This window comes from Psychrobacter sp. NPDC077938 (assembly GCF_044542635.1).
Taxonomy (GTDB): Bacteria; Pseudomonadota; Gammaproteobacteria; order Pseudomonadales; family Moraxellaceae; genus Psychrobacter.
The window spans coordinates 244287-267490 of sequence record NZ_JBITUW010000005.1 but is presented as its reverse complement, the minus strand read 5'-3'; the positions used below and the strand labels follow the sequence as shown (position 1 = coordinate 267490).

General features: G+C 43.4%; 20 protein-coding genes. 14 read left to right on the top strand and 6 right to left on the bottom strand.

Going from position 1 to position 23204, the window contains the following annotated elements:
* Positions 1-21 precede the first annotated feature (21 nt).
* Positions 22-1089 (bottom strand): riboflavin biosynthesis protein RibF, encoded by a 1068-nt coding sequence (gene ribF, locus ACIGBM_RS10525; protein WP_394124837.1) that lies wholly within the window; start codon positions 1087-1089, stop codon positions 22-24.
* A 125-nt stretch (positions 1090-1214) separates the two neighbouring features.
* Here ribF and ACIGBM_RS10520 point away from each other — a divergent pair, with 125 nt between their 5' ends.
* Positions 1215-1925, top strand: coding sequence for a GNAT family N-acetyltransferase (locus ACIGBM_RS10520; RefSeq protein ID WP_394124838.1), 711 nt, complete (start codon positions 1215-1217; stop codon positions 1923-1925).
* Between the two features lie 11 nt (positions 1926-1936).
* Here ACIGBM_RS10520 and ACIGBM_RS10515 read toward each other — a convergent pair whose 3' ends face one another.
* The 3 genes from ACIGBM_RS10515 to ampD all read right to left on the bottom strand — a co-directional run bounded on the left by ACIGBM_RS10515 (position 1937) and on the right by ampD (position 4982).
* On the bottom strand, positions 1937-2560 hold the full coding sequence (locus tag ACIGBM_RS10515) for a hypothetical protein (RefSeq protein ID WP_394124839.1): 624 nt from the start codon (positions 2558-2560) through the stop codon (positions 1937-1939).
* A 129-nt stretch (positions 2561-2689) separates the two neighbouring features.
* On the bottom strand, positions 2690-4240 hold the full coding sequence (gene murJ / locus ACIGBM_RS10510) for a murein biosynthesis integral membrane protein MurJ (protein ID WP_397477714.1): 1551 nt from the start codon (positions 4238-4240) through the stop codon (positions 2690-2692).
* Positions 4241-4352: 112 nt separating this feature from the next.
* The gene (gene ampD, locus ACIGBM_RS10505; protein WP_397477713.1) at positions 4353-4982 is read right to left on the bottom strand and encodes a 1,6-anhydro-N-acetylmuramyl-L-alanine amidase AmpD; all 630 of its coding nucleotides are present in this window, start codon (positions 4980-4982) and stop codon (positions 4353-4355) included.
* Positions 4983-5133: 151 nt separating this feature from the next.
* Between ampD and ACIGBM_RS10500 the strand changes: the two genes are divergently transcribed.
* The 12 genes from ACIGBM_RS10500 to lpxC all read left to right on the top strand — a co-directional run bounded on the left by ACIGBM_RS10500 (position 5134) and on the right by lpxC (position 20405).
* On the top strand, positions 5134-7296 hold the full coding sequence (locus tag ACIGBM_RS10500) for a DUF4105 domain-containing protein (RefSeq protein WP_397477712.1): 2163 nt from the start codon (positions 5134-5136) through the stop codon (positions 7294-7296).
* A 113-nt stretch (positions 7297-7409) separates the two neighbouring features.
* Positions 7410-8249 carry an SDR family oxidoreductase gene (locus tag ACIGBM_RS10495; protein ID WP_397477711.1) on the top strand — a complete coding sequence of 280 codons (840 nt, stop codon included), beginning with the start codon at positions 7410-7412 and terminating at the stop codon, positions 8247-8249.
* A gap of 80 nt (positions 8250-8329) precedes the next feature.
* The gene (locus tag ACIGBM_RS10490; RefSeq protein ID WP_397477710.1) at positions 8330-9364 is read left to right on the top strand and encodes a hypothetical protein; all 1035 of its coding nucleotides are present in this window, start codon (positions 8330-8332) and stop codon (positions 9362-9364) included.
* A gap of 62 nt (positions 9365-9426) precedes the next feature.
* Positions 9427-10140, top strand: coding sequence for an orotate phosphoribosyltransferase (pyrE, locus tag ACIGBM_RS10485; RefSeq protein WP_397477709.1), 714 nt, complete (start codon positions 9427-9429; stop codon positions 10138-10140).
* A 52-nt stretch (positions 10141-10192) separates the two neighbouring features.
* The gene (gene gshB, locus ACIGBM_RS10480) at positions 10193-11164 is read left to right on the top strand and encodes a glutathione synthase (RefSeq protein WP_201568751.1); all 972 of its coding nucleotides are present in this window, start codon (positions 10193-10195) and stop codon (positions 11162-11164) included.
* 296 nt (positions 11165-11460) lie between these two features.
* Positions 11461-12546 (top strand): undecaprenyldiphospho-muramoylpentapeptide beta-N-acetylglucosaminyltransferase, encoded by a 1086-nt coding sequence (murG, locus tag ACIGBM_RS10475; RefSeq protein ID WP_397477708.1) that lies wholly within the window; start codon positions 11461-11463, stop codon positions 12544-12546.
* A 66-nt stretch (positions 12547-12612) separates the two neighbouring features.
* A complete protein-coding gene (gene murC, locus ACIGBM_RS10470; protein WP_101205772.1) occupies positions 12613-14052 on the top strand; it encodes a UDP-N-acetylmuramate--L-alanine ligase in 1440 nt (479 codons plus the stop codon).
* Positions 14053-14075: 23 nt separating this feature from the next.
* Entirely contained in the window at positions 14076-15068 is a 993-nt protein-coding gene (locus ACIGBM_RS10465; RefSeq protein WP_397477707.1) for a D-alanine--D-alanine ligase, read from the top strand.
* A gap of 377 nt (positions 15069-15445) precedes the next feature.
* The gene (locus ACIGBM_RS10460; RefSeq protein WP_397477706.1) at positions 15446-16234 is read left to right on the top strand and encodes a cell division protein FtsQ/DivIB; all 789 of its coding nucleotides are present in this window, start codon (positions 15446-15448) and stop codon (positions 16232-16234) included.
* A 164-nt stretch (positions 16235-16398) separates the two neighbouring features.
* A complete protein-coding gene (gene ftsA, locus ACIGBM_RS10455; RefSeq protein ID WP_057761435.1) occupies positions 16399-17691 on the top strand; it encodes a cell division protein FtsA in 1293 nt (430 codons plus the stop codon).
* Positions 17692-17957: 266 nt separating this feature from the next.
* On the top strand, positions 17958-19163 hold the full coding sequence (gene ftsZ / locus ACIGBM_RS10450) for a cell division protein FtsZ (RefSeq protein WP_057761433.1): 1206 nt from the start codon (positions 17958-17960) through the stop codon (positions 19161-19163).
* Between the two features lie 324 nt (positions 19164-19487).
* Complete coding sequence (gene lpxC / locus ACIGBM_RS10445; RefSeq protein ID WP_397477705.1) at positions 19488-20405, top strand: UDP-3-O-acyl-N-acetylglucosamine deacetylase; 918 nt, start codon at positions 19488-19490, stop codon at positions 20403-20405.
* Positions 20406-20703: 298 nt separating this feature from the next.
* On the opposite strand, the gene ACIGBM_RS10440 is transcribed toward lpxC, so the two are convergent.
* A complete protein-coding gene (locus ACIGBM_RS10440) occupies positions 20704-21219 on the bottom strand; it encodes a hypothetical protein (RefSeq protein ID WP_397477704.1) in 516 nt (171 codons plus the stop codon).
* 249 nt (positions 21220-21468) lie between these two features.
* Here ACIGBM_RS10440 and ACIGBM_RS10435 point away from each other — a divergent pair, with 249 nt between their 5' ends.
* Positions 21469-22197: a CHAP domain-containing protein gene (locus ACIGBM_RS10435; protein WP_160022325.1), complete on the top strand. Its 729-nt coding sequence runs from the start codon at positions 21469-21471 to the stop codon at positions 22195-22197.
* A 197-nt stretch (positions 22198-22394) separates the two neighbouring features.
* Here ACIGBM_RS10435 and ACIGBM_RS10430 read toward each other — a convergent pair whose 3' ends face one another.
* Complete coding sequence (locus ACIGBM_RS10430; RefSeq protein WP_397477703.1) at positions 22395-23168, bottom strand: hypothetical protein; 774 nt, start codon at positions 23166-23168, stop codon at positions 22395-22397.
* Between the last annotated feature and the right edge of the window lie 36 nt (positions 23169-23204).

The following is a 23204-nucleotide window of genomic DNA, read 5'->3' as shown; positions in this document are numbered from 1 at the left end:
TATCTGGAGGAACACTAAACCTTAAATTTGCTTGTCGCGCCACTCAAGTAAGTCTGCAACATCTTGATGAATACCCGCTTTTAATGCTTCTATTCCATCATAGCGACGCTCACCGTGCAAAAAGTGTAGGAAACGTACGTGTAAGTTCAATCCGTATAAATCAGCTTGCAACTGTGGAAAGTGGACTTCTAGTCGCCAGTCATCACCTTTATCAACAGAAGGTCTTTTACCAATATTAGCCGTGCCGAACAAACTATGCGGACGCAATCCGGCAACACCTGTATGACCGTCGGTGGCAAGCGCAGTCAAACCATCAGCGATCACATTACCATTGTCATCTAAGCTCACCACATCGACTGCAAAAATACCATGCAGGGCAGGCTTTATTCGTTGCAAATCGATATTTGCGGTAGGAAAGTCTATTGTTCGACCTATCTGGTCGCCGCGCACAACCACTCCTGTGATTGCATAGTCACGACCAAGCAACCGGTTGGCCGCCTGAAGGTCACCTGCCAATAGTAAATCACGAACGCGAGTAGAGCTGATACGGGCAGCGTCGTTATCGGTCGTATCAATACTGTCGCTATCAGTACTACTATCAGTAACCGTATGCAGGTTGGTCACATCCAAACCATAATCACGCAAAAACTGACTGTCGCCAGTACGATCATGGCCGAAGCGAAAGTCATCACCCAGCACCAACGCTTTTACATTCAAACGCTTGGCTAATATATCGGCAAAAGCTTGTGCTGATAGCGAGCGAAATTCTGTATCAAAACCTGCTACGATCAATGTTTCAACACCATATTCTGCTAGCAGTGCTTGCTTCTCTGCCAGATTGGTCAAACGTGCAGGCGCTTTAGCAGGTGCAAAAAACTCGCGTGGCTGCGGCTCAAATATCATGACCGCTGCACCCAAATCTTGGGTATGCGCAATCTCACGAACTTGGGCTAGCATGGCTTGATGACCAAGGTGCACACCGTCAAAATTACCGATAGTGAGCACGCAAGATGCCAACTCTACTGGGACAGTGTCCGTAGATGAGGTGTGTGGCGACGAAATCAGTTGCTCAAGAAAATAGGTTTTCATAAGTTTTCAGCTATGATGAGACCAAATAAAAAACGAAAAAACACATCTATGCTTAAAATTGATGTGTCTAAAACCAGCCATTATAAAGTAAAATAGCCACACTAACATCCTATAGTCTACGTGTAATGCAAGTATGGCGCATAGGGTGGCTATTCTTTATTGCCAATGATGCTAATACCAACCCTAACAACAATCTCGACAACGATGGAGATCTTATGTCTGCTGCTGCCTTAAATACTATACCAACCGACCTATCGACATATCAGCTTACCGATCAGTTCGTTGTGCAGCGTGCAAGTAAAGAAGATTTACCAGAAGTTTTAGCCATTTATAATCAAAGCATACCGGGCAAACAAGCAACAGCCAATCTTGCATTGGTTACGCTAGAGGAGCGTGCTGCTTGGTTTAATGAACATTTGGATAGCACAACCAGACCGATATATGTGGTCAAAGTACTACCATCAGATGATGGAGCTCAGACAAAGGCGCCAATAGTCGCATGGGGCAGCTTCAGCGATTTGTACGCGCGTACGGCCTATCACATTAGTACCGAGATTAGCATTTATCTAAATCAAGATTATCAAGGCAAAGGGTTAGGCAGTTTGCTGACTCGTTGGATGTTGACGCAAGCACCAAGCCTAGGTATTCGAAATATCATCGCCCTCGTCTTTGCTCACAACCATCCAAGCTTAGGATTGTTCCGTAAGCTTGGCTTTGAGCAATGGGGTTATATGCCCGAAGTTTGTGATATGGAAGGGTTTATCGCTGATGTTGTGATGCTTGGTAAATCAGTGACATCAGACGATATCTCAGATAAAGCGTCTGAAACAATTTAGCTTAAAACGCTCTAACCTAAAATCTTCCATTGACCTTCTATCTTCTGTAGCTGGTAGGTCAGTGGTGCAGGTTCGCTCTGTCCTTTTAGCATCAGCTCGCCAGTGATGGTGGCACGAGTTTTATCATCATTATATTTGGTATCAGTAATCGTAACGCCATCCACCGTTTGCTGAAACGCAGACTGGGTATTGGCAAGCTCTTCTTCGAAGTTTGCCATATCGACTTGGTAGTATGATGCTGCATCCTTCACGTCACCGTAATATAAACTGTTTAGGGCTTGCTTGACAGTATCCTCTGGCGTACCGGCTTGAGTCGGATTGGTCACTAGGCTTTTCTGTTTAGGCGCATCGGTAACTGGATTAATATTGTTACTATCAATCGCTGTCTTATCTTCAGTGCCATCTGTAATTTTGCCTGTTTCGCTAGCACTGTCATCGGTCATTGCTTGGTCAGTCGTATCATTGTCTAATGTGATGTCTTCTGAGGTATCCACAGTCGCTACCACATCTTCATTATCGGTAGCAGTTTCAGCCGACTCATTATTGCTACAACCGCTAATAAGTAATCCAGTGCTTAGTACACCAGTTGCTAGCAAAATTGGTAAGCGCTGAAAGATTGGCTGTTTCGTTGTCATATTAAACCTCAAATGTCATTTATTCATTAGTGATCTATTATGACAATTATCAGCATCGCGCATTGTCATTTCTCATAACAGGCTTGTTTTGGTTTCGTAAGCCTGCCATAAGTTTGCTTATACTTTATCCTAACCGTGCTTTAGTTGGCGTGGACGGAACCCAGTTGCTAGCAATACCACACCGTAAACTAGCGCTCCGACGGCACACATAATGATCAGTGCGACGATACGCTGCCACTGAGCCTCATCGGTAGGAAAGTAAGGCAGCATAAAATAAAGCACGCCAATCATAGAGCCAGTCGAGATAGCAAACTGCGTAAACAGCTTTTTCCAATGTGGACCGAAACGGAAAATATCACGCTTGTGCAAGAAGTAATATAGCAAGCCTGCGTTTACAAAAGCAGCGCCAGTCGTAGCCAAAGCTAGACCACCATGTAGTGGTATCTCTAAGAAATAGAATATCCCGATAAAAATAACACTAAAAATCATATTGGCGATGACAGAAATGATGCCGATTTTGACAGGAGTTCTGGTGTCTTGACGCGCAAAGAATGCAGGGGCAAATATCTTGATGAGCATAAATCCTAAGATACCACCTGCCATACTACGTAGGGCCAAAGAACTCATTTGGGCATCACGTAAGGTAAACTCACCGCGTAAAAACAGCGCTTGCATCAATACATCTGCCAGTACAAATAGGGCAGCCGAGGCAGGCACACCGACCAAGATAATAAGGCGTGCCGCCCAGTCGATGGTCTTTTTGAAACTGACGTCGTCTTTTTGAGCTTCGCTTTTGGATAGGCTTGGTAATATGACGGTACCAATCGCCACACCAATCAGACCCAATGGCAGCTCGCTCATACGTTCAGCTGCATAGAGCCAAGAGACGGAACCGCCAATCATTAACGAGGCGAAAATGGTGTTCAACAGTAAATTAATCTGAGTAACAGAAACACCAAAGATAGCAGGTAACATCAGTTTCAAAATTCGACGAACGCCTTCGTGCTGGAAGTCAATCTTTGGTGCGACAAGCAGCTTTTGTTGCCAGAGCTGCGGCAGTTGAATCAAAAACTGTAGCAAACCTGCGATAGCGACTGCATAGCCGAGTGCCATAATAGGTGTATCAAAAATTGGCGCAAAAATCAGCGCACCACCAATCATACACAGGTTCAATAACACGGGCGCAAAGGCGGGCGCGGCGAAACGACCGTAGCTTTGTAGAATACCACTGGCAAAAGCTGTCATAGAGATGAATAGCAAATACGGAAAGGTAAGACGCAATAACTCAGCAGTGATGGCAAATTTGTTGGGTTGATCGGCAAACCCAGGGGCAAACAACGTCACCACCCAAGGTGCGATTAAGATAACCACCACTGTCAGCATCGATAATACTAGCAATAATGCCCCCGAGGTTCGACTGACCAAAATCTGCACTTGTTGTAAGCTGTACTTTTCTTTGTATTCGGACAGTACTGGCACGAAAGCTTGGCTAAACGCACCTTCTGCAAACAGTCGTCGTAAGAAGTTTGGGATTTTGAAAGCGACCAAAAAGGCATCCATCAAGCCACCTGCACCAAAAACCCCTAGCAATACAACATCACGTACCAAACCTAAAATACGCGATAACATGGTCATACTGCTGACCACCATGGTTGAACGAAATAACCGACTTTTTGCCATGAGAACCTATCTTGCTAAGTTGTATATTGAGTTATGTGCTGATGTGATATGGATAAAAAACTGACGAATTATATCACTTTCACCATTGAGATAAATGGATTGAGTGTGGAAATCACTTATGTGACGGTACACCGTTTTTCGTTGCATCAGCAACTAACTGGCGTAATCTTGCCCATTCAAAATACTCACCAGGGTCAGTTTTACGCCCAGGCGCGATATCGCTATGGCCTGTTAAGTGGCGACGTGTTTTGGGATAGGCCTTATAAATGGCGGCAATTACTTCGGCTAGCTGCTCATATTGAGCAGAGGTGAAGGACACAAAATCCGACCCTTCAAGCTCGATGCCAATGCTATAATCATTACATTCAGGTCGACCCAAGTAGCTAGATCGCCCAGCATGCCATGCCCGTTCGTTGAAATTGACAAACTGAGTGATAGCACCATCACGTTCGATAAATAAATGCGCTGATACTTCTGCGCCTTTGATTGTTTGAAAATAAGGATGAGCATCCCAGTCCAATTGATTGGTAAATAATGCTTTCACATAATGTCTGCCACTAGTGTCGCAGGCACCAAATTCATTCGGTGGTAGGCTGATATTGTGTACGATGATGGCGTCAATACTCAAACCTTTTGGCCTTACATTGTAATTAGGTGAGGCTAGCCAAGTAGCTGTTGATAGTAGTCCATCTTTGATGATCATTGGCGACGTAGATGTTGAGTTTGGTGATAATACGGGCATAATGCTCTCTTTTTATACTAGTATTGATAATGGTGTGATAGACAATCTATCTAAATAGTTAAATGATAGTGGGCGATGTGTTTGATTTTTTGACCCAGCAACTTTAATAACGCTGATAGCGTATGAATAATAACGTGCGAGATTCTACTTCATGTCTACAAAACTGACGTCCATACCTATCGATTGTACGCTAATGACCATTGGCCTGCGAGCACGTCTACCATTGGCTATAGCAGGGTTGTTGCTCTCGGCTCAAACACAGGCATTTTTACCAACGCCGCTGTCTGTCCTTGAATCAGATGTATTGTCACCTGACGCATCTAGCATAGCACCTACTAGCACAGCACCTACTTATTCTAATTCAGATGCATTATCTGAGTCGGGTAGCATCAGTAGTGCTGAACCTAATATTCAAAATAGTACTTTATCTGAATCAAGCTTAGCGATAGAGCAGCTACTATCAACATGGCGGCAACAAGTAAAAGCAGACAAGTTGGCACAGCATACAACATGGCGACGTTTATTATATTTTTACGATGATAAAAACAGTGTATTGGGTAAAAAGAAAACCGAGAGTTTGGTTGATGATCCGAGCTTTTTTTTAAGTGAAAATGGTCAACGAGATTCAGGTGCAGAGTTGGATGCAATGCTCGCGGCACTTGCACAAGAGTTGGTGTCATCATCGGCGACTGATAATGACCAAGCAAAAACTGATACCAATAACAATTCTGTCTTATGCCGTTTTCCAGCGCGAGTGGCATGGTTGACAGAGGTGCTAGCGATCGATGCTGCAAGTCTATCTGCTGAGTGTCCAGAGCTGGATGAATGGATGCAGACCATTGCACCTGAGCAGCTATCTATCATGTTTGCGCAGGAGTATTTGGACAATCCGCTCTCTGCATTTGCTCATACGCTGTTACGCATTGACTCAAAAGCGAGCATCACCGACCCAAATCAAATCGATAAGGCTTATGCGCTGAACTACACGGTAGACGGTGATCCAAACGACAGTTTCCCGATCTATGCTACTAAGTCAATGATTGGTAGCTACAACAGCGCTATCGAAATTGACCCTTATCCAGAGATGCTAGCGAAATACCTGCAAGACGATGAACGGGATACGTGGACATATCAGTTGGGTCTGACGCCGAAGGAAGTTCAGCAGATTATGCGCCACGTTTGGGAAACCAAAGCATTGAAGATGCCGTATTACTTTACCACGGACAATTGTGCTTCTGAGATTCTACGTCTTATTGATGTGGTCCGTCCGCAGCAAAACCTACTGAGTCAATTGTCTTACGCAGTCGTGCCTTCTGATGTGATTCAACTATTAAATGATGAGCAGTTGCTGGCAAGTACGATTTATACGCCTGCTGATAATACCTTACGTCAATCTCAGCTCAATGAGAAAAAACAACAGCGCGCGCAGTTGGGCTATCATAATAGCGCTAAACAAACCGTGAATGAGATCAAGTCTGCGCAGCTCAATCCTGTATCGAGCATGTCAGCTGATGAGCAAACACTACTCAAGCGTCAAATCGACGTATCGGATAATAATCCGATAGACAGGCATCCGCTACAACTGGGCACGATAGGTATAGGGCAGCGTGGTGACAATGACTATATGGATATTGGGTTTCGAGCGGGATTTCATGATACGCTTGACCACGCTTCAGGGTATCCACAGTTTTTTAATTTAGAAGGGCTGGCTGCGACATTACGATTGTATGACACAGATGATAATAAGCCCAACCAGCCAGACAGTGTGGTATTGCAAAACGTCACTTTGATTCGTGGCCGCTCTTTTAACTCTGTTAATGCTGCCAAAAAAGGCAATACTTGGGGCGCCAGTATCGAGGCGACGCGAGTAAATGATGGATCGCAAGAGGCAGGTACGGATCATTTGGTCGGTAGCGTGGGTTACGAGAAAGGCTGGTCATGGGCATTTGGTACACCAGCTGCAGGTACTGGTGAGATGCCGCCGCAACTGTGCTATACGTTTTTGGCAGGTACGGGGCAAGTAGGACGCGGTGTCAATAAAGGCTTTCGTCTAGGCGCAGGTATCAATGCAGGCTGCCGTTACCAGATTAACAATCAGTTACGCGCACAAGCTGAATTGCAGTTGCCATATTGGTATCATGGCAGCAGCGATGAATCCAACGTCCGTGGTCATTATTGGCAACCAATCTCAAGCCTAGGTCTGCAATACGACATTGATAAAAAACAGGCACTGCGTATCAATGCCAATTACGAATGGCAAGATCGTATCGATGCCAATGATGATATACAGCTATCGTACAGACGGTATTTTTAGGCACTGATTTAGATATTGGTTTAGACACTGATTTAGGCATTAATTTAAACAAAATGGCTTCTAAGTGCTGTAATCGTTGCATAAAGGAAGTTGTATAAAGGAAAACATGCTTTATGAGTACGCAAAATTTACTAATTATCGGACAAGGTAATATCGGCCTGCCAGTGACCAACAAACTTGCCCAAGATGACTATTGTGTGACTGGCCTTGCTCGTAGTGAGCGCCACCATTATGATTTGGTAGATAGCGCCGATTTTTTGCAGGCTGACGCGTTGACTTTGACGACTGAGCAGCTACAAGCATTTACTCATATTGCGATTATCGTTACCCCTGACGAGTACTCGACCAGCGGTTATCACGACAGTTATCTAGCGATTAGCCAGCATTTGGCAGCGCTTGCTCCACAGCTCACTAAAATTGAACGTGTGGTATTCATTTCTTCTACTGGTGTCTATGGTCAGGACAATGGTGAGTGGATTGATGAGCATACTGTACCTGTTACGCCTGCGCGTGAAGCCTCGAAGGTTATATTGCAAGCAGAACAAGCACTGCAACAGAGCTTAGGTGATAAAGCGGTGGTTATCCGTCCTAGTGGTATCTACGGGCGCGAGCGCTTAATGCGACTACGTAAGGCTCGTGAGCAAAATAAAGAACCAGTGCCAGCTGAGCATTGGAGCAACCGCATCATGGATCGCGACTTGGTCAATGTCATCACTAAAGTGTTGACGATAAAAGCACCAAAGCCTGTCTATCTAGCGACAGACTATCGACCTGTTACTACGTTTGAGCTAGGGGCTTGGCTTAGTGAGCAGGTTGGCGAGACACCTCCTACTATCGATAATACAAAAACCTCAGTGACAGGAAAACGCTTGCACAGCAACATTCCGTTAGCTTGGCTTGATTATGCTGATTGGCAAACAGGCTACCGAGATATTTTAAATCATCAAAAGTAAGCCTTTAGAGTTAAGCCCTAAAGAGTAAAATAGCCCTTGGTATAATCGTTCTTATTTATTTTCTAGTCTATGGAGATTTCATGTCCCAGCCTTCTACTTCTGATGATCGTTTGTCTCATGCTAATCTGGCAACAGAAGGCGGGCAGCTGGCAGAAGGTCATGTGCAAAAAAAGGCTGAGCAATCGTCTATATTAGCTGATTCACAGCAACCTGCGATCGTACATCCTAACTTTGATCCCAAACAATCTCCTCTTGATCCTGCCAGACCATTAAGTGATATACCTGAGCCCGCTCGTCGCCTAAATGGTCAACTGCGCAGGCTCTATGGTAATTCGACTCGGTTCTATCAGCCCAATGCAGACAGTTTGTCAAAATGGTCGCTGATTGCTTCAGAAGCGCTGGCTGAGCATTTATCATTGCTGAATGCGGCACAGCTTATCGAATTGCCGGATAGCTTTTATCAGAATCATAGTGAGCAGCCGTTAATATCGACATTATCAGATATGACGTTGTTAGATATGTCGGATATTCAACAGGCGATTCGCGCTTCTCCAAAACTGAACCGTTATGGGTTTTTGCCGACTGATAGTTCTACAGGGATTGAGTCAGGTAACAATTCAGACAATGGCTCAAATAATGACAGCAAGGCTCAGAATCCTGCATTATCCATGCGCGCATTGACCAAACGCTATAATCCTGATGAGCTACTCAACAGTCTGTATGCCGACGATTGGCAAGTGATACTACAACCGCAGCAGTTTGAAACAGGCGAGGGCAGTTTGGCCACGGATATTATGGCATGTAGCGTGGCTGTCCATGCACTAAAGCAATGTAGTACCCGTAAGAGTATCAATCATAGTTATAGCGCCGCAGAAATCTGCCAGCATGTGCGTAGCTATTTGCTCAGTCAGATCGTTTGTGAGCCGTCACAGCGCCATGCATATCGTCAGATTCGACTGTTTGCTGGCCATATTATTGTTGCCGCTTATCATTTGGGTTGGGAGATACAAGTCCGAGCAGATGGACAGAGCTATTTTAATATCTCGTCGCGTAGTGGTTTGTTGACTCGCTATGCCAATATGCAGGATTATGAGATCAATGGTTGGTCAAGCTGATCAATAATGCGTACAATAATGCAAATTTTTTGCCCCCTCTTTTTGCTGATAGGAATGTCATAATGTCTCATGTAACACGCCCTCAAGACCCTACATTTTCATCTCATCAATTTATTCAACTGGCTCTAGACAACCAAGTGCTCAAGTTCGGTGAGTTTGTCCTAAAGTCTGGTCGTATCAGTCCGTACTTTTTTAATGCAGGCTTGCTTGCGACTGGTGAGATGTTGTCGTTACTAGCACGTGGTTATGCAGATGCCTTAGCTGAACAAATGGGTGCAAATAATGGCGATAATGAGCAAGAGCTAGTCATCTTTGGTGCGGCTTATAAAGGTATTCCTTTTGTCGCAGCGACAGCGCAAGCGTTATGGTTACACCATGGCATCAATGCTAAATGGGGCTACAACCGTAAAGAAGCCAAAACTCACGGCGAAGGCGGTAATTTGGTAGGTGCTGACGTAACTGGCAAGGCCGTTTGGGTACTTGACGACGTCATCACAGCGGGTACAGCCATGCGCGAAGTGGTCGAGATTTTAGAGCAAGCAGGCGCAAGCGTTGCTGGTATTATCGTTGCACTCGATCGTAAAGAAAAAGGTCAAGCCGAGCATTCTGCTATCCAAGAGCTTGCCGCGACACTAGAAGTGCCTGTGCGTGCATTGGTCGATATCGATGATTTGATCAGCTATCTGGCCGATGACCATGGTGCACAAAACAGCCAGCATAAAGACGCGACCCAGTTAGCCAAAATGCAACACTACCGTGAGCAGTACGGCGTATAGTTGGGCACTGAGTTCGTTTCATATCAACAATATAACGTAAGTGAGTCTTATTATGAGCCAACAAAAACAAGAAAAATCGCTAAAAATACTCGTTATTATGGATCCTATCGAGCGTGTCAATTATAAAAAAGACACCAGTCTCGCTATGATGTGGGCCGCTCAAGACCGTGGCCATCAGCTTGGTTATTGTCAGATTCATGACTTGTGGTTGGACCGTGGTCAGTTGATGGTCGATACGCAGCCACTGACAGTAAAGCGTGATCCTGCAGATTTCTATACATTGGGTGATAAAAGCACAGGGCCAGTCGGCGACTATGACGTGATTTTGATGCGCAAAGATCCACCGTTTGATATGCGCTTTATCTATGCCACTTATATGCTTGACCATGCCAAAGCAGCAGGCGTGCTCGTAGTCAATGACCCACAGGCGATTCGCGACTGCAATGAAAAGTTATTTGCGACGTGGTTTAGCGATTATATGAGCCCAACGATTGTGACTAGCAAACAAGCACACATTCGTAAATTCATCGCTGAACAACAGGACGTCATCGTCAAGCCACTAGATGGTATGGGCGGCACGGGCATCTTCCGTTTGACTGCTGATAGCCCAAACATCGGAGTGACGTTAGAGATACTGACTGAGCTTGAGACTTTGCCCATCATGGCGCAGCGTTATTTGCCAGAAATCAAAGAGGGCGATAAGCGCGTATTAATCGTCGATGGAGTCGTGGTAGATTATAGTTTGGCTCGTATTCCAACCAAAGGCGAGACCCGTGGTAATCTAGCAGCTGGTGGTAGTGGCGTTGCTATGCCATTGACTGATATCGAACGCCAAGTAGCAGAAGTTGTAGCGCCAATTGTCAAAGAAAAAGGCCTAATGTTCGTTGGTCTAGACTTGATCGGTGGGCGTATCACTGAAATTAACGTTACTAGCCCAACATGCGTACGTGAGATTGATGACCAATGCGGTACAGATATCGCAACCGACTTTATCATGGCGATTGAGAATAAATTTACTGCGTAGTTTTAGCTATGTTGAGGAATGTTTCGAGTTCAGGAGTATTTTGACTACGTAAAACCCATATTTTGAGGTATTGTTAGTCATTGATTTTCCTTACCGTTTATTAGCATTACACGACGCCAAGCTATGACCGATCATGGCTTGGATTTTTGTTATTTTTGCTGCATAAAGTACTGTATATAAGACAATGATTTCCTCTATACTATGCGGGCTTTGGCTAGGTCATTATTTTTCATAATTGTCAGCGCAGCAGTGAGATAAACCCTTCATATAAATAAAGTAAAGATAGGCAGGCGTTCATGAAAACACCGCATATATTGATGATGGCAGCTGGTACGGGCGGGCATGTTTTTCCAGCGCTTGCAGTGAGCGACGAGCTGACCCAGCGCGGTGCGGTAATTCATTGGTTAGGTACGCCAAACGGTATGGAAAATGGTTTGGTTGAGCCCACAGGTTATCCTTTTCATGCTATTAATATGCAAGGGCTTCGTGGCAAAGGCGTTGGTCGACTATTAAAGTTACCAATGACTCTGCTATCCGCGACGATGGCAGCCGTAAAAGTGATACGTAGTAATCAGATTGATGTGGTCGTTGGGTTCGGTGGTTATGTCACTGCACCTGGCGGTATCGCTGCGCGTATGACTAATACGCCATTGATTATCCATGAGCAAAATGCCATTGCTGGCATGAGCAATCGCTACCTATCTAAGCTGTCGACCAAGACATTACAAGCGTTTGAGAACACCTTTGCCAATAGTCAGCAAGATGCCAAGCTTGAAACAGTGGGCAATCCTGTGCGTAATGCCATTACTGGTGTCGCAGAGCCAACGGTACGCTACGATGTAAATGACAGTTCACCGCTTAAACTGTTGGTAGTCGGCGGTTCACTTGGCGCTCAGGTATTAAATGATACGGTACCAAAAGCGTTAGGATTACTAGATCAGCCATTTGAAGTCCTGCATCAGTGTGGACGCAACAATGAAGCAGCCACGCAAGCGGCTTATAGTGAGCAAAATCTAAACAACCATCAGTTTACTGTACAGCCTTTTATTGATGATATGGCTGCAGCTTATAACTGGGCAGATATCATCGTTTGCCGCGCAGGTGCATTGACCGTGACGGAAATTCAAAACGTCGGTATCGCCGCTATTTTTGTACCGCTACCGCATGCAGTGGATGACCATCAGACGGCTAATGCGCGCACGTTGACCTCACATGATGCTGCAATTCTACTGCCACAGTCAGAGCTAACTGCCAAAAGTCTAAGTGACGAGCTTGGCGTACTCAATCGAGAGAAGTGCTTAGCGATGGCAAAAAAAGGCCACGCATTGGCCAACCGTAGTGCGAGCAAGCAAGTTGCTGACATCATTTGGCAAGCACTATAGTCTGTCATCTATCCCCCTTATTTGAATTTACCAAGTTTTATTGACCTTTAATAAAGAGAGATCCTTATGCCTACCTCTGCGAAAGCTCTACCTAAGCGTTTGATTGAAATACCAGAAATGCGCCGCATTCAGCATTTGCATTTTATCGGTATTGGTGGCTCAGGCATGTGTGGTATCGCTGAGGTGATGAACAATCAAGGCTATCAGGTCAGTGGTTCCGACATCGCAGAAAGCTTGGTAACTAAGCGTTTACAGCAGATTGGCATTGAAATATCTATCGGCCATGACTCCAAAAACATTGCCAATGCTGATGTTATCGTTGTCTCATCAGCGATTGATCGTAGCAACCCTGAGGTAAAAGCAGCGCTTGAAGCTCGCCTGCCAGTAGTACGCCGCGCTGACATGCTTGGTGAGCTAATGCGCTATCGTCATGGTATCGCAGTTGCTGGCGCGCATGGCAAAACGACGACGACCAGTTTGCTAACCACCATGATGGCAGAAGGGCAGCTAGATCCTACCTATGTTATCGGCGGTAAGTTAAATGCGTCAGGCAAAAATGCGGCATTGGGTAGCAGCCGTTTCTTGGTAGCAGAGGCTGATGAGTCTGATGCATCGTTCTTGTCATTGCATCCGATGGCCGCGATTGTGACCAACATTGACCAAGATCACATGGAAACTTATGAGAACAGCTTTGATAAATTAAAAGCCGCTTATATCCAGTTTCTACAAAACATGCCGTTTTACGGTTTGGCAGTGGTCTGCGGTGACGATCCTGAGCTGTATGCGATGATTGATGATATCGGTCGTCCAGTATTAACCTTCGGTCTTGAACCGTTCAATGACGTACAAGCTGTAGACTTAGTGACAGAAGGAACCAAAACTCATTTTACAGTACTGCGCCGTGACCGTGAGCCATTACGCCTGACGTTGAACATTCCTGGTACACATAATGTATATAACGCTCTTGCTGCTATTACGATGGCGACCGATGAAGGCGTAGATGATGCAGCGATTGAGCGTGCCTTGCAGAAATTTGAAGGCGTGGGTCGTCGTTTTGAGCAGCACGCTTCTGTCGATATCGATGATGGCAATGTCTTATTGATTGATGATTATGGTCATCATCCAAAAGAAGTTGATGCGACCATCAAAGCTGCTCGCCAAAGCTTCCCTGATCGTCGTTTAGTGATGCTATTTCAGCCGCATCGTTATAGCCGTACCCGTGATTGCTATGATGATTTTGTAGAAGTGCTATCGAGCGTTGATGAGCTATTATTATTAGATGTTTATTCAGCAGGTGAGAGTCCGATTACGGGCGCTGATACTAAATCACTAGCGCGCAGTATTCGTTTGCGCGGTGAAGTTGAACCGACTATCATTGATAAAGACAATCTAGCCCCTGTTATGCAGCGTTTGTTAAAAGCCAACGATATGCTGATTACCCAAGGTGCTGGTAATGTTGGGCAGATTGCTATCGATTTGGCTGCCAATAACCTTTATATTAAGTAAGCTAAAATTTAGGGACAATCCTCATGACAACTGATAATAAAGACAATAATAGCACTCAAAATGCAGCTATCAATGATACATCTTTAGACACGACGACTCATGTAAAAGATGCCAGTCAGTTTGGCAAAGTAGCCGTTATTTATGGTGGCAGTAGCAATGAGCGTAGCGTGTCTTTGGACAGTGGTGCGGCAGTATTGCAAGCGCTCCAAAACCAAGGCGTTGATGCCACTCACTTTGATCCAAAACACCAAGACATCACTGAGCTACGCAAATATGACCGCGTGTTTAATGTGTTGCATGGTCGCGGCGGCGAAGATGGCCTGCTGCAAGGCGTATTACAGTGGTTTGATATACCGCAAACTGGTTCAGGGATTCTAGCGTCTGCACTAGGTATGGACAAAGTACGTACCAAGCAACTGTGGCAAGGTTGCGGCCTTTCAACTGCACCATTTTCATTATTGACGGCTGATACTGACTGGCAGCAAGTGGTTAACATGCTAGGTTTGCCACTTATTATTAAACCAGTTCATGAAGGTTCAAGTATTGGCATGACCAAGGTCAACCACCTTGACGAACTGCCTGCTGCTTATGCAACTGCAGTGGAATGTGGTGATGCGGTGATGGCTGAGCGCTGGATTACAGGTCGCGAATTTACGATTGTGATTATCGATGACGAAGCCTATCCAGTTATTCGCCTTGAGCCTGCTGACATTACTAACTTCTATGATTTTGAAGCTAAGTATAATCGTAACGATACCAGTTATTACATCCCCTGTGGATTGAGCGCTGCTGACGAAAAGCACTTGCAAGATTTAAGCCTTGCGGCATTTCGCGCAGTAGATGCAAAAGGCTGGGGACGTATCGATGCCATGCAAGACGAAGCAGGCAATTTTTGGTTGCTTGAAATCAATACCGTACCAGGTATGACCAGTCACAGTTTGGTTCCGATGGCAGCTAAAGCGCGCGGATTAGATTTTGATGTACTATGCTGGCATATTTTGGCACAAACGCTATAACTGTCAAATCAATTAAATTGAGCAGATAGTGATGACTCTTTGTGTCACTAGAGCTGCTATACCACAGCTTCATGTAAACTTGTGTAAATTCGCTGCTACTAGTTGGTGTTTGGCTATTGTTTAACCATAAAATACGTTAATATTGTAAGAATAGGTCTATTTCGGTGATATTTATGTTGTTTTGTGAATACAACTGATAACTTATTCATAATTTAAGAAAAATGTTACGTTTAAATCAACGTAATCGCTGCATATAAGCTATATTTTTAACAAAATTTGATAACATATCGACTTAATAAGCTTCTGCCAAAAATACGCAGATTTATATCAATAAATAGCATGATCAGTTTTATGCAAATATAGGGACAAAGGTCGTTATGGCTCAAACTGTCAACGAGGTAACTGACTTGATGAGTGATAAAGCCGGTCGCCCAAAATCTAAGATCCAAATACCGGCAACGGTAAAGTATCTATTTATGGTACTGGTCTTAGGTTTGCTAGTGCTAATATTAATGATGGGCGGCAAAGCGCTGCGTGATGCACCGCCAGCAAATATTTATGTCAGTAATCAAGGTTTGTCTGCTGCTCAGTATGGCTCATTGCAAGACGTGATGGAACAACAACAAGTAAGTAGCTTCTTTACTTCTGATTTGCAAGCATTGCGAGACATTACGATGGGTTTAGCTTGGGTAGACCAAGTGAGTATCTCTCGTGATTGGCAACGTGGCATCGTCGTCAACGCATTACCCAAACAAGCAGTTGCTAATTTTGGTACAGAACGTTTGGTCGATGCAAAAGGGGCTGTATTTGTTCCTGCTGATAGTAGAGATTTAACACAAGAGCGTTTTGCCACCCTACAAGGCGAGATGTCTCAAGCGTCAGTTATCATGCAACAAATGCAGCAGGTCAATGATTGGTATGCACCGCTTGGTATGCAGGTCGAAGATATCATTCTGTCACCGAGAATGACTTGGTTAATCCGCTTTGACAATGGGCTACGTGTGATTGTCGACAATGAAAATACGGCGCAAAAACTACTGAATTTAAGCCAACTGCTTGGCAATCAGTTACGTACGCGTCGAGATGAAATGCAGTCTGTAGATTTACGATACAAAAATGGCTTTACCATTGCTTGGAACGTGACACAGAGTGCTGAAGCAGAATAGCCTAAGTAAGCATTACATCTATACATAACCGATATGAGCTAATATGGTTTATTTAGTTTGAAGAAAATATGTACAACATCATAGCGTATTAGTAACGCTTTTTTTAATGATTCAATAGAAGAGCATTACTTGCTCTTCTATTTAGCGATAATTTGTCTGGTACCATGAAAAATAATGAAAATCTGGTTGTTGTCCATCTAAGTGCCACGGCAGTATATGTCGTCATAGGCAATGTTGTCTCTGCAAAAGACATTCGTATTTTGGGCGTAGGACAAGTTAAAAACAGCGATTTTTATCAAGGTCAAATAAAGCATCGTGAACGTCTGCAAGGTGCTATTAAGCAAGCCATTCAAGAAGCAGAAGACACCGCTAACTGCCGTGTGCACAGTGTTTGGTTAACGCTTGCGACCCCTGAGCTATCCAGCAAAAACAGTGCTGGAGAGGTCAAAGTAGAAGATGAAGTCGTACGTGCCAAAGATATGGTACAAGCATTGGCCAATGCAAAATCGCGTGATTTATCATCTGATTATTATTTGATGCATTGCTGTCAGCAAGGTATCTATGTCGATGAGCAAGATTTTATGGTGGATGATGTCATCGAGATGATGGCACACAATATCACCGTAATGTACCACATGATGATGATGCCTGTTGCCAGCCGTCAGAATATCCAAAAGTTATTACAAAGTTGTGACGTCGGCATTGATCATATTGTTTTCGATGCAGTGACCAGCGCTGAGTATAGTTTGATGACTGAGGAGCGCCAGCAAGGCGTTTGCTTGGTTGATATCGGTGCCAGTACGACCAGCATTTGTGTTTATAAAGAGAATAAGCTGATTTTTACACACTGTATAGCAACAGGCAGTCATGAAGTGACAATGGATATTTCAGCTGATTTTGGTATTTCCATGATTGAAGCTGAAAAGCTGAAGAAGTCTCATGGTACAGCTGATGTTAATAGTGTCGATCCAAGCGCCTTCTTTTTATTCAAGCCTCAAGGATCGGGTGACGAAATCAATATTGGTATCTATAACCTAGCACGCATCATTGAAGCTCGTTACGTTCAGATATTTACTGAAGTAGCGCGTCAACTACACGAAGCAGGTTTGATAGGCTATATCGATAAAGGGATTGTGTTGACTGGCGGCGGTAGTACGATTAAAGGTATGATACCCTTTGCCAAAAAGCTACTAAAAATGCCTGTCGTACTAACAAACACCCATCCTGCTATCAGCGCTTATAATCATTTTGATAATGATGAGTCATTTAAGCTATTAAATAGTCAAGTGAATGACCGTGCTTATCAGACAGCTTTTGGCACATTGCTATATAGTCAAAGTGAGCAATTCCGCCGTAGCGAAAAAAGCGAACCTGAAGCGATTCAAAACAATCGAGTATCAGGCGTGTTTCGGAGTGCGGGTCAACGGTTTGCAAATGTTTTAAAGAAAATATTATAGATCTGTTTAACCTCATATCTAGAGCATTCATACATTATGGAATACCTCTAAGTTGGTTAAGCAAGAAAATAAAGTAACATTGCGAATAAATTAGTTTTAAAAATAAAGTATTAAGTAATAATGACATATTATTGTCTATACTGATCGATTTTAGCCATACCCTGTTTTATTTAAATACATTTATATATAGTATGTCGATAGCGCGCCACATGAGTGCGTTACTATGTATCGACTTACACGCTATCTGCAACTGGAGAATCTTTTTTATGTCAAAATACACCATGCCAGATGATAATCAGCTTCAAAACAATGGCCAAGCAAGCTTCACTGTATTCGGTGTTGGTGGCGGCGGCGGTAATGCAGTTGAACATATGGTACAGCAAGGCATCAGAGGTGTAACGTTCGTTTGTGCCAATACAGATAAACAAGCGCTAGATCGTCTTACTGCACCGCACAAACTGCAACTGGGTGCAAAAACGAACCGTGGTCTAGGGGCAGGCGCAAATCCAGAAGTGGGTCGTGAAGCAGCAGAGAGCGAAGAAGAAGCGATTCGCGCATTGCTTGAGCACTCAGATATGGTATTTATCACTGCTGGTATGGGCGGCGGTACTGGTACAGGCGCAGCGCCAGTTGTTGCTCGTATTGCAAAAGAAATGGAAGTATTAACAGTTGCTGTTGTGACCACGCCATTCAAGTTCGAAGGTGGTAAGCGTATCAAAGCTGCTAAAGCGGGTATTGAGCAGCTGACTAACTTTGTCGACTCAATTATCACGATTCCAAATGATAAATTAATGAGTGTATACGGCAACATCTCTATGCAAGATGCTTTCAAAAAAGCGGATGATGTATTGCTGCATGCTGTTCAAGGTATTGCGGAAACCATTGCTAGCGAAGGTATGATCAACATCGACTTTAACGATATCCGTACGGCAATGACTGCGAAAGGTCATGCGATGATGGGTATTGGTCGCGCCAGTGGTGATGATCGTGCGCGTCAAGCGACTGAAAAAGCCATCAGATCACCACTACTTGATGATTTGCGTTTAGAAAATGCAAAAGGCCTATTGGTTAACGTTATTTCTTCAGAATCATTGTCACTAGATGAGATGAGCAAAATCAGTGCAATAGTCGAAGAAATTACTGATATCGACGACGCTCACATTTTCTACGGTTCTGTGATTGATGAAAAAATGGGTGACGACTTACATGTAACCGTCATCGCAACTGGCTTAACGTTAGATGAAAACGCAGGTCAAGAGCCAGAAGTAGTAGAGCAGCCAGTACCTTCTGTTAATAGCACGCAACCTGTCGATCCTAATGTGCATACCAGCGCTTTAAACAGTCAGAAGCAGTCACAAGCTCAGCAGTATCAGGATAGCGTTGCACGTCCTAGTGCAAGTGCACCTCAAGAGCAGCCTAAGACTAAAACAAACAGTATCCAAGACTATTTAAAGCGTCAACAGAATAAATAGTACTTCTAATTTACTGTGAGTAAGAAAAAGCCAGCGTTTTAACGTTGGCTTTCTTGTATTTAAGGAAAGGTGAAGCATTTTCGATAAGGAAAATTATGACAATTTTCTATGTAATCTATATGTATATGATTATCGAAACGTATATGAGCTTCGTTGTTTTATAGCATTAGGTAGGTCACATAAAGTAAAAATCAGCAATAGAATATTGACGATAAGTGTTATCAATCAAGGAGATAAGAAAATTAGCGCTTTTTATATATAGCGAATAAGGGGTCGGTAATGGTACACTATGTCAATTGTAACAAAATATGTGAGAAGACAACCATGAACCAAAGAACCATAAAAACAGCAATAGCCGTTACGGGTACTGGTCTACATAGTGGTCAGCCTGTTGACTTGGAGTTTCATCCACAGCCGGTTGACACTGGTATTGTTTTCGAGCGCTCTGATATAGAAGGTAGTCAACCAATCCCAGCGAGTGCGTTTTTAGTACAAGACACGATGATGTCATCGAACTTAGTATTTGGCGGTACGCGAGTGGGCACGGTTGAGCATCTGCTTAGTGCCATCGCTGGTCTAGGAGTAGACAACCTGTTGATTCGTGTCTCTGCTTCAGAGATACCAATTATGGATGGTAGCGCTGCGCCTTTTGTTGCGCTCTTACTTGATGCAGGATTTTGTGAGCAAGAAGCGGCCAAGAAGTTTATTAAAATTATACGTCCAGTACGGGTAAAGCTAGAAGATAAATGGGCAGAGCTACGTCCTTATGAAGGGTATGAATTAAATTTCGAAATTGATTTTGATCATCCTGCATTTGATAAGAACTTTCAGCATGCACAGTTGCAGTTCTCTACACAGAACTTCATCGAACAATTAAGCACTGCGCGTACTTTTGGATTTTTACGTGATATAGAAGCACTACGTCAAAATAACTTAGCACTTGGCGGCAGTATGGAAAACGCCATCGTTATCGATGATGCCAACATACTTAATGCAGAAGGCTTACGTTTTAACGATGAGTTTGTCCGTCATAAAATTTTAGATGCTTTAGGAGATTTGCATCTGATTGGCTACCCAATTTTAGGTCGTTTTAACGCTTATAAGTCTGGTCATGCTCTAAATAATTTATTAGTACGTGAAATACTATCTGACGAAGATAACTTTAAAATTGTAACTTTTGATGACAATGTAACCTGTCCTATCGAGTATTTACCGCTTAATGATTTGGTTATTGAAGGATAAATACAGGAATATACAGGAAGTATCGAAACATTTACGCAATATTACATAGGAAGCCCATAATTACATTTATATAATATGCTATATTTTGAATATACTGTCTATATAAATATATGAATTTTCCGTTAAGGCACATAATACAAAAGCTGTAGATGGTTTTTAAATCCTTCGTTAGCTATATCCATAATCTGGATGTAATTAACGGAGGATTTTTTTTATCTGATACATTACAAAAATCCATCTTTATCAATGCCATCACCTGCTCTTATTTACATAACTTTACATTTAACGCTCAGTATTTTTAATGATTAATCAAACGCAAAAGAGCTTTTTTGAGATTTTCATCAGTGGTGACATGCTCTGCGGCCTGTGATATAGTCCGTTTTGTGTTCTGGCTAAGCGCCTGATTTTCATTGGCTTTACGAGAATTTGGCAAGTGCAGTGATGATGTTGACGATTGTTTAGATGAATAATTATCGGCAGAGCTTTTAGCCACAACGACGCGAATTTGCTTGAGTTGTTTAAATGTAATTGACTGCTCTGTTAGTATTTGCAAATACGAGCTATGTAAATAGCGAATATGATTTGCTGCTGTCATTGAGCTAACACTTAATATCAACTGCTCAGGTGATAAGCCTACAACCCAACAGGTATTGAGTATTTCTTCAGGTAGACAGTCTATCAATAGCTCTTTTATCTCGTTGGTTGCTTCTATATATAGTCGCATGTTGTTAGCAAGGGTTTGAGGTAGCGCGCTACCAGCAAATGCTTGATGATCTATAAGCTGGGCAAGCCGATTAGGCTGTTTTTTTGACATCGTAAGTACTCATCTAATAGGTGACAAACTCGATACTCATAACAGACATGCTAAAAGCAATATATAGCAGATGGCTTATAAGATAGTTGACTAGGTGGGAAGTACTACTGGCACTAGTCACTATTTGAAAAGAATGAACCGTTGTAATAGGGATTTTATCACGTCTATTTGATGATTATATCCTCTAAATTAATTGATGCTTCGTTACGGATGACGAGCAGACTTGTATTAACAATAGGTAGTAAATTTATGAAACAAGCTTTATTGATTTTGTCAGTATTGGGAATGGGTATCGCACAGACGAGTGGTGCTGCCGAAACAACCTTTCAACCAAATAATACCTTGAGTCATACCATCACAAATATTTCTACTTCTGCGAACTATGGTTCTAGTCGCAACATCTATAGCACTAACAGTGGTGCACATGTATATAGCAATGATGAGATCAGTCAAGCAATTGACAATCTAAGTGCTCATGCTAAGCAAAAAGAATATCAGCTCGCTTCACTGACCAGTCGTTTATCTTACGAGCAGCGTCAGCAGCAAGCAAGCCGCGTACCTGACCGTAACTCTGCTCCTGCTATTGCAGCAGCAAATGCCTCTCGCGTCGCTCTATCTAGAAGCTCTGGCTACTGTGCTCGCTATGTGCGTAAAGCATTACAATCAGCAGGTTACGAATTTACGCCTAACCCTTCAGCCTATCAGTACGCCTCTCGTGGCACGCTAGCCCAAGCCGGCTTTACCAAAATCAGTAACGACATGGCACCACAAGTTGGTGATGTTGTTGTCTATAACCGCACGTCAAGCCGTCCACATGGTCATATTCAGATTTTTGATGGCAATGACTGGGTATCTGACTTCCGTCAAAATAGCATTAGCCCTTATAGCGGTACATACAGCTATACGACATGGCGTGATTCGCAGTATGTTGATGATGCATCAGATCGTGGTATCTACCTTGCGATGGCTGACAAATAAAGATCGGTTAAATGAAGTAAGCATCAGTTAAATAAGACTAAAGTTTTCTCCAAACTCAGTAATGCTCTTTATGACATTGCTGGGTTTTTTTTGTTTTAAACTGTGCTACCTAGTTTGAGTGATAGCTAAGACTGATATCACTAATATTCTTACACTTAATATTTGTCTAATAAACAGATAAAGCCTCTACAACCGAATCAAAGCTCAAAATTTGGCCAATAGTCACGATTGTGAAAATCAGGCGGGGAGGTATGGCCTGGGGCAAAGTATAAGTCAGTCTCGCCAAACCATAAGATGACACAAGGATGTATTTGTTCAATCCTCATGTTTGCAATAGTGTATTGTTGATTCTGTAATTGAGTTATAGGAAGGCTAAAGCTACGCTCATAATGAGCAGGTGTCTGTACTACCATTGGAGTTTTAGATAAATGGCTCTCCCCTGATGTATCTGCTAGCTCTTTACAGTTACGCCAACCAACAGATGTGCGTGTGGTTCCATCGGTCTCATACAACGGTACTGGCGGTAGTATCGAAGGATTGCGATAGCTCTCAAACTGATAAACAGCGTAACGACCATCAGGGCTAGTATTGATCTCTATATAAGCGGTTGCTTGCTGAAGTGGTATCTTGTGAGGTTCGGTCTGGTCAGATGCTACGACATCTTCACCATCAGTCTTACAGCGCACAATCTTGCTGCCAGCAATAAAACATTCAAGGCAGGTTTCTTCCCATAGGTAATCAGTGAAATTTACTTGAGTTTGTTGCCATGTTGGCCAATTGAATTGATTGGCTAGAATTTGGCTAGGCAGAGTCACTTGATAGGTCAGCACTAGTTGCAAAGCTGGTTGCTGGATGATCTCTGCACTTACTTTGATAGAGATATTCTCAAGCTCTTCTATAGACACGCCTAATTCCTGAGCATCTTTCGCTATCGTCTCGGTGGCTAGACGGAGGTTAAAAGCTTGTTTCATTATAAGTACATCTCGACGGTAATAATAAAGAGGTGA

Excerpts from the sequence above, each read along its gene's own strand:
- ACIGBM_RS10500 (WP_397477712.1), top strand. The coding sequence starts at position 5,134 with ATGTCTACAAAACTGACGTCCATACCTATCGATTGTACGCTAATGACC.
- ACIGBM_RS10435 (WP_160022325.1), top strand. The coding sequence starts at position 21,469 with ATGAAACAAGCTTTATTGATTTTGTCAGTATTGGGAATGGGTATCGCA.
- ribF (WP_394124837.1), bottom strand. The coding sequence starts at position 1,089 with ATGAAAACCTATTTTCTTGAGCAACTGATTTCGTCGCCACACACCTCA.
- ACIGBM_RS10520 (WP_394124838.1), top strand. The coding sequence starts at position 1,215 with ATGCAAGTATGGCGCATAGGGTGGCTATTCTTTATTGCCAATGATGCT.
- ampD (WP_397477713.1), bottom strand. The coding sequence starts at position 4,982 with ATGCCCGTATTATCACCAAACTCAACATCTACGTCGCCAATGATCATC.
- ACIGBM_RS10460 (WP_397477706.1), top strand. The coding sequence starts at position 15,446 with ATGGCTCAAACTGTCAACGAGGTAACTGACTTGATGAGTGATAAAGCC.
- ACIGBM_RS10465 (WP_397477707.1), top strand. The coding sequence starts at position 14,076 with ATGACAACTGATAATAAAGACAATAATAGCACTCAAAATGCAGCTATC.
- ACIGBM_RS10515 (WP_394124839.1), bottom strand. The coding sequence starts at position 2,560 with ATGACAACGAAACAGCCAATCTTTCAGCGCTTACCAATTTTGCTAGCA.
- murJ (WP_397477714.1), bottom strand. The coding sequence starts at position 4,240 with ATGGCAAAAAGTCGGTTATTTCGTTCAACCATGGTGGTCAGCAGTATG.
- lpxC (WP_397477705.1), top strand. The coding sequence starts at position 19,488 with ATGAACCAAAGAACCATAAAAACAGCAATAGCCGTTACGGGTACTGGT.
- ftsA (WP_057761435.1), top strand. The coding sequence starts at position 16,399 with ATGAAAAATAATGAAAATCTGGTTGTTGTCCATCTAAGTGCCACGGCA.
- murC (WP_101205772.1), top strand. The coding sequence starts at position 12,613 with ATGCCTACCTCTGCGAAAGCTCTACCTAAGCGTTTGATTGAAATACCA.
- ACIGBM_RS10440 (WP_397477704.1), bottom strand. The coding sequence starts at position 21,219 with ATGTCAAAAAAACAGCCTAATCGGCTTGCCCAGCTTATAGATCATCAA.
- ACIGBM_RS10495 (WP_397477711.1), top strand. The coding sequence starts at position 7,410 with ATGAGTACGCAAAATTTACTAATTATCGGACAAGGTAATATCGGCCTG.
- murG (WP_397477708.1), top strand. The coding sequence starts at position 11,461 with ATGAAAACACCGCATATATTGATGATGGCAGCTGGTACGGGCGGGCAT.
- pyrE (WP_397477709.1), top strand. The coding sequence starts at position 9,427 with ATGTCTCATGTAACACGCCCTCAAGACCCTACATTTTCATCTCATCAA.
- ftsZ (WP_057761433.1), top strand. The coding sequence starts at position 17,958 with ATGTCAAAATACACCATGCCAGATGATAATCAGCTTCAAAACAATGGC.
- ACIGBM_RS10490 (WP_397477710.1), top strand. The coding sequence starts at position 8,330 with ATGTCCCAGCCTTCTACTTCTGATGATCGTTTGTCTCATGCTAATCTG.
- gshB (WP_201568751.1), top strand. The coding sequence starts at position 10,193 with ATGAGCCAACAAAAACAAGAAAAATCGCTAAAAATACTCGTTATTATG.
- ACIGBM_RS10430 (WP_397477703.1), bottom strand. The coding sequence starts at position 23,168 with ATGAAACAAGCTTTTAACCTCCGTCTAGCCACCGAGACGATAGCGAAA.